This is a genomic window from Actinomadura rugatobispora (genome assembly GCF_055379765.1).
The window spans coordinates 5,894,599-5,905,351 of the sequence record NZ_AP029191.1 but is presented as its reverse complement, the minus strand read 5'-3'; the positions used below and the strand labels follow the sequence as shown (position 1 = coordinate 5,905,351).

Here is a 10,753-nt window from a genome sequence, read left to right as displayed (position 1 = left end):
AGCACAGGGCCCACCCAACCGGGTGGGCCCTTCTGCGTTGAATCGGTCCTCGCTCCTTGGGTGAAGCCGCCATCCCGCCGTCCGGCGCCGCGGTCAACCGGAGTGTTCGGCGCGGCTGAACTCGATGTCGAGGATGGCCAGGAACGCCTCATAGGCTTGCGGAGAGAAATCGGTGTTCACGTGAGCGGCGACCATGTGCGTGCCGTCGCGGCTGCCCATGACGAGGGTGAAGGTGCCGTAGTCGGCGCCGCCGTTGCCCCACACGGGCACGCCGCTCTGCTCGACCCACACGCCGAGCCCGTAGCGGGTGTTGGGCAGCCACCCGGAACCGTCGGTCGACACGGTCGTGAACATCTCCGCCATCTGCGCCGGGTTGAGGATCCGGCCGGAGAACAGCGCCGAGAAGAACGTGAGCAGGTCACCGGTCGAGGAGATCATTCCGCCGGCGCTCCAGGCGGTGCTCTCGTTCGACTCGCTCGCGTCGTACAGCCGCGCCGCCGGGTCTTCCGCGTACAGCCGGGAGTAGTGCACCGGGTGCGGTCCGGGGATGACCGTCTGCGTGGTGGGCAGCGACGTCCGGGTCAGGTCGAGAGGCCGCAGAATGAGACGATCGAGTACGTCGCCATACGATTCTCCGGTGGCCCTCTCCACCATCATCGCGGCCAGATAGTACTGCGTGTTGGAGTACCGGAAAGCCTCGCCGGGGGCATTGCAGGGCGGATGCCGTAGCGCGATCCGCACCAGTTCTTCGGGTGTGAACACCTTGAGCCGGCGTTCATACCAGGCCTCGCCTTGGCCGGTGGCGAAGAACTCCGGGTCCATGGTGAAGTTGTAGATGCCGCTGGTCTGGTTCAGCAACTGCCGCAGCGTGATCTTGCCGCCGTCGTACGGACTGCCGTCGAGCAAGCCGGGCAGCCACTTCTCCACCGTGTCGTCAAGGCCGAGCACGCCTTCACCGACCAGTTTCAGCGTGGTGACGGCGGTGAACGCCTTGGCCGCGCTGCCGATACGGAACAGCTCCTGCGGTGCGCGTTCGCGCCCGGTGCCGATGTCGGCCTTGCCCGCGGACGCGAACCAGCGGGAGCCGCCCTTCCAGACCTCGGTCACGATGCCCGGCGTCGCGCCCGACGCCACCGCGCCGTCCAACACGAGCTGCACCGCCTCGTGGTCGGTTCCGGGATTGCCTGTCGTCGCCATGGGTCTCTTTACGGTCGCCTTCGGTCTTTTGGTCAGGCAGAAACGCTACGTTGCATTCATAGAGCAGTCAACAACAAATGCGCTCGCAGCCAACATCGTTGCGATGACAGTGGCGATGAATGCAACAGTTTCTTGCAGTGCGTGTGATTGAATGCAGGAGCGGAATGTACAGCAGGGGGTGCGGCTGATGTCGAAAGGCAGGTTGACGTTTGAGGAACGCGAACGGATAGCCCAAGGCCTGACGGAAGGGCTCGGGTTCGCCGAGATCTCCCGGCGACTGGGCAGGCCGACGTCCACGATCAGCCGCGAGGTGAACCGCAACGGCGGCGCCGGCGCCTATCGCCCGGATCAGGCGCACGAGGCGACACGAGAGCGCGCCCGGCGTCAACGTGTCAAAGCGGTCGAACCACCACAACAACCTCCTGCGGCCGGAACGCGAAAGGCGGAGGACAAGCTCACCGACGTTCTCGTCGCGTCGGGACTGACACGGATGTCCTCACGCGTGCTGGCCTGCCTCTGCACCACCCACAGTGGTGGCCTCACCGCGGCCGACCTCGTCCAACGCCTGCAGGTAAGCCCGGCGTCCATCTCCAAGGCGGTCGCCGAGCTTGAGGCGATGAACCTGATCGGCCGGGAACGAGAGAAGCGCCGACGACGAGACCGCTACATCGTCGACAAGGAGATCTGGTACCGGTCACTCCTGGCCAGCGCGCGATTCAACACCAACATCGCCGAGGTCGCCCGCCAGAACGCCGAGGCCCTCGGCCATTCGACTCCGGCCGGAGCCCGGATGGACGCCATGAGCGGATTCTTCGAGCAGGTGGGACGCGAGACCGTCGCCGTAGCCCAGCGTTACCGTCACATCCTCACCCGCTGACATCTCCCGCCCCGCCGCCCCCGGCAGCGACATGGGCTACCCGGCGGTCAGCGCCGTCCGCTCCCCGCCGCCCGGCGCCACCCAGAGCGGGCGCACCGTCGTGTTCGATACCGGCCCGTCGTCGCGCTCACTCAGAGCGGGCCGGTGGCCCCGCGCCCGGCGCGGGCCCCCGCAACGCAAGAAGGTCCTGATCAACGTGGTCCTCCACGCCATGAAGGCCAGCGGCCTGACCCCCGAACCCCAGAACGCCTGACCTCACAGCAAGGGGCCCACCCGAAAGGGTGGGCCCCTCTGCATTGAATCGGTCCTCGCTCCGCTCGGGCCGCACTTATCGGGGCTCCCGCCCCAAACCCCAAGGCAGGGGGCTCCGTCTCCCTGACCCCTATCTGGACGCAGCCCGGCCGCGTTAGCTGGTGAAGACCCCGATGCCGTTCGGGAACGGCCGCTCCTTGCCATCGGACGGGGCGTTCAGGACCTCGTAGCCACGAGAGGCGGCGTCGGGCTTCGCGATCATCTCGGTACTGCCGCCACGGTCCAGCTGGACGCCGTCGTCGGTGCCGATCTTCCGCATGAGCTCAGCCATCTCCACCCGCGTCACACCGGCCGAGACGGCCGAACGCCCATCGACCACCACGAGGTAGAACATGCGTCCGTCCGCGCTGACTCCGGCGCTCGTGCCCGGCGCCAGGTCGCCGGTGTTATTGGCGCCCAGACCGGCGACCAGCCGCGAGTTCGCGACATTGGGGAAGCCGCCCACCGCCCACCGCAGCGGCACGCGGCCGTCGGTCTCCGCGCCCCACCTGACGTTGATCCGGTCTCCGACGGAGAGCTTGCCCAGTTCGGTGGCACCGTCCTCCCGTCCCACCAGGACGAGGTCCCTCCCCCCAAGCTGCCCGGCGCCAGGCTGGTCGGCGATCGCCACCACGCGCCCGTTCCGGACCGAGACCTCCTTGACCCCTTCGGTGAGGCAGGGAGCCAGCCTGGACGAATCGCTCCCGCAAACGGCGCGCTTGCGAGTGACCGGACCCCATTTGGCGTCGTAGACACCGATGCCGTTCTCGGGCAGGGCGTACTGGTTGTATCCGGCGACGCGCGCGTTCAGCCCGCGGGACATCACCCGGCCTCGGACCTCGACCTCGTCGACCCGCCCGCGTCCGTCGACGCCTACACCGATGACCTCCCGGCCCGTCGCGCCCGAGGACATGGGCGGCCCGATCCGCTGGGCGGCGGGCACGGCGCCCTTCCGGAGCGTCCCGCCCGTGATCTCCGGGCCGTCCGCGGACTCCGTCGCCAGACCCGGGTTGTTCTCCCAGTAGGCCATGTTGAAGAAGTCCGCGTTTACCGCGGCGAAGGCGTTCTTCTTCCCGGCCATGGCGGTGAGCGTCGTGCCCTCGCCGACATGGTCGGCGTGCAGGAGCTCCATCGAGACACGGGGGTTCCGAAGATCGACCGCCAGCAGATGGCCCTGGGAGGATCCGTGCGAGGTGGCCACCGTGAAGCTCTTGTGCCGGACTCCTGGAGCCGGCTGCCGGTTCCCGGTGTAGTCGATCGTGACGTCCACGTCGTAGTCGTGCGGCGTGGTGGTCGCCCCGGCCGTTCCCGCCCCGAGGACGCCCGCCACGAGCGCCGTCGCTCCGGCGACGAGCCCGAACCGACGTCGCGATGCTGCCTTGAACACTGCTGATCCTCCTGTGACCCGCGCGCCGGAAGAGATCCGGCGGCTCCCACACAGCAGCAGAATGATCTTGCATAAGGTACACGAAGTGACATATCGACCATGAACGGAAGCTGTCCGAAGGCTGAGCCAGGTACCGCCCTTCCTGTCACCGACGTGAACCCCGAACCGGCAAGGACAACCGCCGCCGGCGCCAAGGCCGCACGCGCAAAGCGCGGCGCCCGTTCACCAGTCCCGTCCCGCTGTGGACGGACCTTGTGCGCACCGTCCACCAGAGCCGCGATCTGCTGGTGAAATCTCCCGAGGGAAGGTGCGGGAGTTGGACGTCACGAGGTTTCGATACCGGGCGGAGCCGGCTGCCGCGCCGTTCCGCCCAGTCAGCCCCGTGCCTGGTTGGGCGTTGACCTGCTACGGCGGTCATGACCGTCTGGTCGCTACTCAACCCCGTGACAGTGGCGGGCCGATGGCGTTGCCCGGGTCGTCGAGCCACACCGTCTGGGCCTCAGGGGTGACGGTGAGGCCGAAACGGGTGATGTCCGGCCGCCCCCAGGCAAGCCACCTGGTGTAGGCGGCTTCGACCTCATCCCACAGCGAGCGGTCCCCGGCCTGCTGGACCTCGAAGTCAGGGGCGCCCGGTTCGTAGTCCACCGACGCCCACGGGCCACCGTGGTCATCGCGGGCCATGACCCACAGCGTCGCGCCTTCTTCGTCCTCGTAGTACCGCGACACCACACCCGGCACCAGGACGGCGACGGCCAGATCCACGCTGACCGGCCCGTACCGCAGCGCCCGCGGATCAATGCCGGTCCGGCTTGTCCGCACCCCACGCTCGGCCGCCCGCGTCCACTCCCGCGCCTGCCCGCCCAGCGGACGCTGAGAGCGCAACATCATGTAATCCGCCGACCCCGCGAACCGCCCGACGGCCACGCCGCCCGCCAGCACCTCCAGCCGCAGCAGGGCACCGAATCCGAACCCCGGCGCGTACGGCGCCACGATCACTCCGCCCGGCCTGGTCTGCTCGATCCACGCATACGGGACCCGCGACACCGCACACGTGGCATGAACGCGATCGTAGGGAGCCCCGGCAGGCCAGCCTTCGGTACCGTCCCCGATCACCACTCGGGGACGGTACCCGGCCGCCTTGAGCCGCCCGGCCGCCAACAGCCCGAGCTCCGGATCGACTTCCACCGTGGTGACGTTGCCGGAGCCCACCTGGGCCGACAGCAGCGCGGCCGTCCACCCCGCCCCCGTCCCGATCTCCAGCACCCGATGGTGATGGGACGGGTCGAGCTGCTCCAGGAACTCGGCCACCACCGACGGCATCGACAGCGACGAGGTCGCCAACCCCTCGCCCTCGGCGCGGCCGTCCTCGAACTGGATGATGAGCGGCTGATCCAGCGCCACCACCTCATCCCACCCGGACGGATCGGCACCACGATCCACCCGAACCCACGGACCGGGCCCGAGGTCCGCCCACACCACCTGCGGCGTGAACAGGCTCCTCGGAACCCGCCGCATCACCTCACGCCAGTCGGCCACATCCCCTACTTCCGCCCGTCGTGAGGATTGCCCCGCGTCCCGTCCCCCTTGCCGCCGTGCCCGGTGCCCTTCGTGCTGTCACCTGACCCACCGGGGGTCTTGCCGTCGTCACTCGACCCGCCCTCGCGCCGTCCCATGGCCTCGCTCCTCTCGTCGTGCCGGCGTGGCCGGCCACCGCACCGCTGTCCGGACGCGACCACCCGTAGCGCCATGCCCAGCACGCTACGTAGGCGGTCGTAACGCGGGCCACGAGGTTGCCCGAGTTTGCCCTTAGTGGCTTTCGAGGCTCTCCAGCGCGGAGCCGATGATCTGGTTCGCTCTCTCACCATGAACTGCGAGCGCGAACAGCCGGTCCCATGCCGCCAGGTACATGGCGACTTCGGTCGGTTGCGTGATCGAGAGGTATCCGGACACGAGCTCCACGTTGACCTGCTCGGCGTTGGTGATCAGGAAGGACTCCTCCGGCCAGACACCCGGGCCGTTGATGGTCCGATCGGCTTGCCGCGGAATGATGCCCAGGGACACGGCGGGCCGGCGCATGGCCTTCAAAAGGTGGCGGAGCTGGGCGATGTGGGTGGTGCGGTCGATCGTCCGGTGCCACAGCACCTCTTCTTCCAAGACGAAGGCGAACCGTGCCCCTGGACGTCGCAGGACCCGTTGGCGGTCCATCCGCTCCGCCACCGCTTCGGCTATGTCGCGTTCGGCGTCGTCGGCCTCCACACCCTGCTCTATGAAGACGGCCCGCAAAGCGGCCCTCGTGTATGGCTCGGTCTGGAGCAGGCCGGGCAGTGCCTTGGTCGCATAGGCGCGCATCTGATTCGCACGCTCGTATCGGTCCCGTACCGACTCTTGCGCGCGCCGCAGGCCGCCGCGGTTCAACTGCTTGTAGGTCAGCCAGGTGCTCGTCACAGACCGCAGTTCGGCCAGCAGCTCCTCCACGCGAGCCGGCGGCACATCGCAGACCCGGCACCAGGTGCGCAGATCCTCGGCCGAGATGGGTCGTGTTGCGTGCTCGATCTTGGATACCTTCGAGACGCCGTGCCAACCGGCCAGCTCGGCCAGTTTTCGGCCGGTCAGCCCGGCGTCCTCGCGGATCTCTCGAAGCTGGTCGGCCAGGCGCTGCCGGGCGGCCTGGGCCGATGACGATGTGGACACGTTCCGAAGTTATGTCGGGTTCGTTCGAGACTCAGCTCGGCTGGTAGTCCTTGTGCGGAGTGGCCCGCTCCCACACTTGCTCGAACGCGGCGATGCACCGCGTCACCACGTCAGGATCATTCGTGAACACCTCGTCCTCGGTGTCCGTACCGTCGCCCGCGCAGAAGTTGAACGCGACCACCCGCCCGTCGAACATCCAGAAGTCGGCACCCGGCAACATGAGGTCGAACGCCCGCCGTCGTGGCAGCCAGCGGACTTCCTCCCCCGCCGCCTGGTTCTCGTCGGTGAGCATGTGCTCCCACCGGATGTAGTCGGTCACCGGCTCCGACACCACCCGAGCCCTCCGAATCTTCGCACCGCGCCCGACCGCCGAAGTGACGATGTCGAGCCAGGCGCTCCGGTCGTACCGGCCTGAGCCGCCCGCCAACCAGTCCTGGAAACCAGGGTGCTCGGTGTCGTACGTATCGCGCATCTCCAGGTGCACGGCCGAGTGCCGGACTCCGGCGAACAGGTCCATCAGGTCCACCGGCCCGTGTCCGATCCGCCCGGCCTCGTACGTGCCCGCCGCCGCCTCCGCGATGATCGAAGCCATCCGGGCAGGCAGGCGGACCACCGTCTCATCGGCACCGAGCGGGCTGTGCTTGGCCACCTCGGCGAGGGTCACCGGGTCGGTGACGGTCTTGCCTTGAAAGTAGAAGTCGCCGCTGTCGGGGTGCACGTAGACGGCAGGGCACTTCAGGTCCGGGGAATCGGGGTCCATACCAACGAAAGCCAGCGACACGCGCACCTCCTGGATCGGGTTTGCCGTTAGTTGCCCACCAAGCTTCATGCCCGCCCAGTGGGCCGAGCAAGGCGGCCGGACATGTGACTGGCCAAAACGCACCGGGAGTATAGCGACGACCGCATACGCGTCTGGGGAACGACGACCCCGTCCGATGATCGGCTCGGCACATCCATGCCACGGGCTCTCAGGCGTCAGGCAGGGTGCTGCCATTCGTCTTCGAGGATGGAGTGGACGATCGAGTCCCGCCAGGTGTCGCCGATCTTGATATGCCCCCGGATCCGGCCTTCCTCGATCATGCCGAACTTGCGCATGAGATGGTCGGACACAACACGGTGAGCTCGCATCGGTAACGCCGCAGGGCAGATTCGGCGCAGCAGGGGTTAGGTTAGTGAGCTAGAGGTCGAGCTGCCCGGTCTTGATCCTGGCGACCAGGTCGGCGAAGGACTTCAACTCGATCGCGACGTGGCGTCCATCCTGTGGATCCTTGCTGTCTCGCATGCCGACGCCTTCCGCGAGGGCAGCCAGTTCCACGCAATCCCCGCCTCCGGTGGTGCCGCTGTAGCTGGCTTTGCGCCACTGCGTCATCGATATCCCTCCATTGCTCGGCATGCACCTCCCGAACGTTGTCCAGCCCCGCTCCGCCTTCAGTAATTCTGCGGGGCACGGTTGCAGAGCTATGGGTCGAGTCGACCGGTCTTGATCCTGGCTAGCAGGTCGGCGAAGGTCTGCGGCTTGAGGGTGAGGTGCCCAACCTGGGGAGCCTTACTGTCGCGCATGCCGACTCCTCTGGCGAGAACCGCCACCTCCACACAGTCGGACTCGTTGTGTACACCGCTGTGGCTGGACTTGCGCCAGGCGATCATGCGTATGTCTCCATCGTCTTGCGGATGAGATCCTTACTCAAGGCGCGCGACAGGGAGTCCGCCCCTATTTCGTCGAACCGTATCCGACGTTCGGCTACTTCGGTGGGGTCCTGGGTCGTTCTTCCCCCTCCGCAAGCCTCCATATAGGCGACATCGCCCTCCTTGACCGTGATCACCTTGAACGACCCCTCCAGCGCAACATGCGCGCCGACCGAGCGGGGAAGGATCCGGACGGCGACGTTCGGGAGTTCGGCGACCTCGAGAAGCGCACCGAGCTGATCCCGCATAACACCTGGCCCGCCGACAGGCCAGTCCAGAGCGTTCTGGCTAAGGATGACCCACAGGTGAGCGGGGTTCTCCTTTGTCAGCACGGCCTGTCTGGACATGCGGTTCCTCACCCCGGCCTCCACGTCCTTAGACCGGCGGCCTTCGGTGAGCAAGGCGCGGGCGTAGTCCTCGGACTGGAGGAGGCCGGGGACGACCATGGCCTCGTAGGTCTTGATGACGCTGGCTCTCTGCTCGTAGATCACGTGGGCCTTGAACCAGTTCGGGTCGTGGCCGGCCCGGGCGTACTTCACCAGCCGCTGGAAGTGCTTGTTCAGGTCCCACAGTTCGTCGAGGATCTTGGCCTTGGTCATGTCCAGCTTGAGGCGCCCGGCTTCGAGGTTGGAGACAGCCTGGCGGTTGACGTGAAGGAGGCGGCCTAGCTGGGCACAGGAGAGGCCGGCCTTGTTCCGGTAGAAGTACAGGTCAACGGCTATCCAGTCCCAGAGCGAGTTGTCCGGGTCGAGTGACTCTCGGAGGGGCATTGATCACCTTCTGGTGTCTCTGATGTCCCACTGAGGCAGGCCAGATTACTGAATGCAAGGGAGCCTGTGTGCTGAGTCACAGAATTCTCGCCTGGAAGGAGATCGGGAGATGTCCGCAGTCACGGGGGTTGGGGCGGTTGTAGCGCGGGATCTGCTTGCTACGCGGGCCTCGGTGGGCTTGGCGCGGTCGGTGGCTTCGGGTTCCCTGCAGACGTGGGGGCTGGAGCGGTTCGAGGAGCGGGCGCTCGCGATCGTGAGCGAGTTGGCGACGAACGCCGTCGCCGTCTCCGCTCCGACCGACACCGTTCGGCTCTACCTCGCGGCCCTGACCGAACGCCTGGTGATCGGGGTCTCAGACGCTGCTGTCGGCCGGGCGCCCCAGGCGCGGCAGGCGGTCTCGACCGTGGAGGAGATCGACCGGGCGGGCTCGGACGAGTTCGGTGGCTGGGGGCTGATGCTTGTGGCCGCCTACGCGGACGCGGTGTGGACCGAACCCGCCAAGAACGGCACCGCCAAATGGGTCTGCGCCTCGATCAACCTGAGGGCGGCCCGCTGATCTCCGGTGTCCGAGGCGATCGACGGGCTGCTTCCCCAACCGCGGCGGGAAGACTCCACCTTCGTGGACTTGGGCCTGCTACTCGTACGGGGTTGGTGGGGGGTGTGGGGGGCGGAGCCCCCTGCCTTGGGGTTTGGGGCGGGAGCCCCAATGGGACTGCCCGAGCGGAGCGAGGACCGATTCACAAAAGGCGGAGCGGGGACCGATTCATCTTTCCCTCAGCGGCGTCGCCCCTGAGGAGCGGGCCTTGGTCAGCCGGTGCGGCTTACTACGTAGTCGCAGAGGCTGGTGAAGGCCCCCCTGGCGGGGATGTCGGGGAGGGTGAGGAGTTCGGAGCGGGCGTCCTCGGCCCAGCGGCGCAGGTCGGCGCGGGCGCGGTCCATGGCCGGGTGGGCGCGGAGGAGGGTCAGGGCCTCGGCGTGGAGGGTGTCGTCGGTGAGGTCGGCGGCGAGCAGCACGCGGAGGCGGGCGTCGTCGGGGCCCGTGTCGGTGCCGGCCAGGACGAGGTGCATGGGCAGGGTGCGGATGCCCTCGCGCAGGTCGGTGCCGGGGGTCTTGCCGGACTGCTCGGCCTCCGAGGCGATGTCCAAAATGTCGTCGGAGAGCTGGAACGCGACGCCGATCTTCTCGCAGGCGGAGGTGATCGTGTCCACGACGTGGGCGGGGGCGCCCGCGAGGAGGGCGCCGAACTGGCCGGACACCGCGATCAGTGAGGCGGTCTTGTCGGCCACGACCTGCAGGTAGTGCTTCAGCGGGTCGGCCTCGGGGCCGGGGCCGACGGTCTCCTGGATCTGCCCGCGCACCAGCCGGGCGAACGCCCGCGCCTGGATCCGGACCGCCTCGGGGCCGAGGTCGGCCAGCAGGTCGGAGGCGCGGGCGAACAGGTAGTCGCCGGTGAGGATGGCGACGGTGTTGGTCCACCGGGAGTTGGCGGACGGCTCGCCGCGCCGCACCGTCGCCTCGTCCATCACGTCGTCGTGGTAGAGCGTCGCCAGGTGGGTCAGCTCCACCACCACCGCGGCCGGGACGACCCCCGGCGCGGCCGGGTCGCCGAAGTGGGAGGCCAGCAGCACCAGCATCGGCCGGAACCGCTTGCCCCCCGCCTCGACCAGGTGCTTGGAGGCCTGGGCGAGCAGCGGGTCGTCGCTGTGCACCGAGTCCAGGAGCATGCCCTCGACGGCGGCGAGCCGTTCCTGCGTGTCCGTCGCGAGTCGGTCGTCGACGGGCAAACCGAACGGCCCATCCCCCGAGGGGAAAGACGATCCCCCGGCGAAAGCTCTACTCACCAAGACCCCCTA

The 10,753-nt window shown here is 68.0% G+C and carries 13 protein-coding genes; 3 read left to right on the top strand and 10 right to left on the bottom strand.

Translation table 11 applies throughout. The features are described 5' to 3' along the window. Window positions 1–93: 93 nt before the first annotated feature. On the bottom strand, window positions 94–1,197 hold the full coding sequence (locus ACZ466_RS26400; protein WP_378288127.1) for a serine hydrolase domain-containing protein: 1,104 nt from the start codon (window positions 1,195–1,197) through the stop codon (window positions 94–96). Window positions 1,198–1,384: 187 nt separating this feature from the next. Here ACZ466_RS26400 and ACZ466_RS26395 point away from each other — a divergent pair, with 187 nt between their 5' ends. Together ACZ466_RS26395 and ACZ466_RS26390 are read left to right on the top strand one after the other, a co-directional pair. Further along, window positions 1,385–2,074, top strand: a complete 690-nt coding sequence (locus ACZ466_RS26395; protein WP_378288126.1) for a helix-turn-helix domain-containing protein — start codon at window positions 1,385–1,387, stop codon at window positions 2,072–2,074. A 31-nt stretch (window positions 2,075–2,105) separates the two neighbouring features. After that, window positions 2,106–2,327: a hypothetical protein gene (locus ACZ466_RS26390; protein ID WP_378288125.1), complete on the top strand. Its 222-nt coding sequence runs from the start codon at window positions 2,106–2,108 to the stop codon at window positions 2,325–2,327. Between the two features lie 153 nt (window positions 2,328–2,480). On the opposite strand, the gene ACZ466_RS26385 is transcribed toward ACZ466_RS26390, so the two are convergent. From ACZ466_RS26385 to ACZ466_RS26350, 8 genes are all read right to left on the bottom strand, one after another. Next, entirely contained in the window at window positions 2,481–3,752 is a 1,272-nt protein-coding gene (locus ACZ466_RS26385) for a phosphodiester glycosidase family protein (protein ID WP_378288124.1), read from the bottom strand. A gap of 435 nt (window positions 3,753–4,187) precedes the next feature. Continuing rightward, window positions 4,188–5,153 carry a methyltransferase domain-containing protein gene (locus ACZ466_RS26380; RefSeq protein WP_378288123.1) on the bottom strand — a complete coding sequence of 322 codons (966 nt, stop codon included), beginning with the start codon at window positions 5,151–5,153 and terminating at the stop codon, window positions 4,188–4,190. A gap of 405 nt (window positions 5,154–5,558) precedes the next feature. Continuing rightward, window positions 5,559–6,443, bottom strand: a complete 885-nt coding sequence (locus ACZ466_RS26375) for a helix-turn-helix domain-containing protein (RefSeq protein ID WP_378288122.1) — start codon at window positions 6,441–6,443, stop codon at window positions 5,559–5,561. A gap of 31 nt (window positions 6,444–6,474) precedes the next feature. Further along, entirely contained in the window at window positions 6,475–7,230 is a 756-nt protein-coding gene (locus ACZ466_RS26370) for a DUF6879 family protein (protein ID WP_464043974.1), read from the bottom strand. A 188-nt stretch (window positions 7,231–7,418) separates the two neighbouring features. Continuing rightward, window positions 7,419–7,553 carry a GNAT family N-acetyltransferase gene (locus ACZ466_RS26365; RefSeq protein ID WP_378288120.1) on the bottom strand — a complete coding sequence of 45 codons (135 nt, stop codon included), beginning with the start codon at window positions 7,551–7,553 and terminating at the stop codon, window positions 7,419–7,421. 67 nt (window positions 7,554–7,620) lie between these two features. Continuing rightward, window positions 7,621–7,812, bottom strand: coding sequence for a DUF397 domain-containing protein (locus ACZ466_RS26360; RefSeq protein WP_378288119.1), 192 nt, complete (start codon window positions 7,810–7,812; stop codon window positions 7,621–7,623). An 89-nt stretch (window positions 7,813–7,901) separates the two neighbouring features. Continuing rightward, window positions 7,902–8,090, bottom strand: coding sequence for a DUF397 domain-containing protein (locus ACZ466_RS26355; protein ID WP_378288118.1), 189 nt, complete (start codon window positions 8,088–8,090; stop codon window positions 7,902–7,904). Beyond that, a complete protein-coding gene (locus ACZ466_RS26350; protein ID WP_378288117.1) occupies window positions 8,087–8,899 on the bottom strand; it encodes a Scr1 family TA system antitoxin-like transcriptional regulator in 813 nt (270 codons plus the stop codon). The genes ACZ466_RS26355 and ACZ466_RS26350 overlap by 4 nt, the downstream gene beginning before the upstream one ends. A gap of 52 nt (window positions 8,900–8,951) precedes the next feature. Between ACZ466_RS26350 and ACZ466_RS26345 the strand changes: the two genes are divergently transcribed. Continuing rightward, window positions 8,952–9,455 (top strand): ATP-binding protein, encoded by a 504-nt coding sequence (locus tag ACZ466_RS26345; protein ID WP_378288116.1) that lies wholly within the window; start codon window positions 8,952–8,954, stop codon window positions 9,453–9,455. Between the two features lie 251 nt (window positions 9,456–9,706). Here ACZ466_RS26345 and ACZ466_RS26340 read toward each other — a convergent pair whose 3' ends face one another. Next, on the bottom strand, window positions 9,707–10,684 hold the full coding sequence (locus tag ACZ466_RS26340) for a polyprenyl synthetase family protein (protein ID WP_378288115.1): 978 nt from the start codon (window positions 10,682–10,684) through the stop codon (window positions 9,707–9,709). Window positions 10,685–10,753 lie beyond the last annotated feature (69 nt).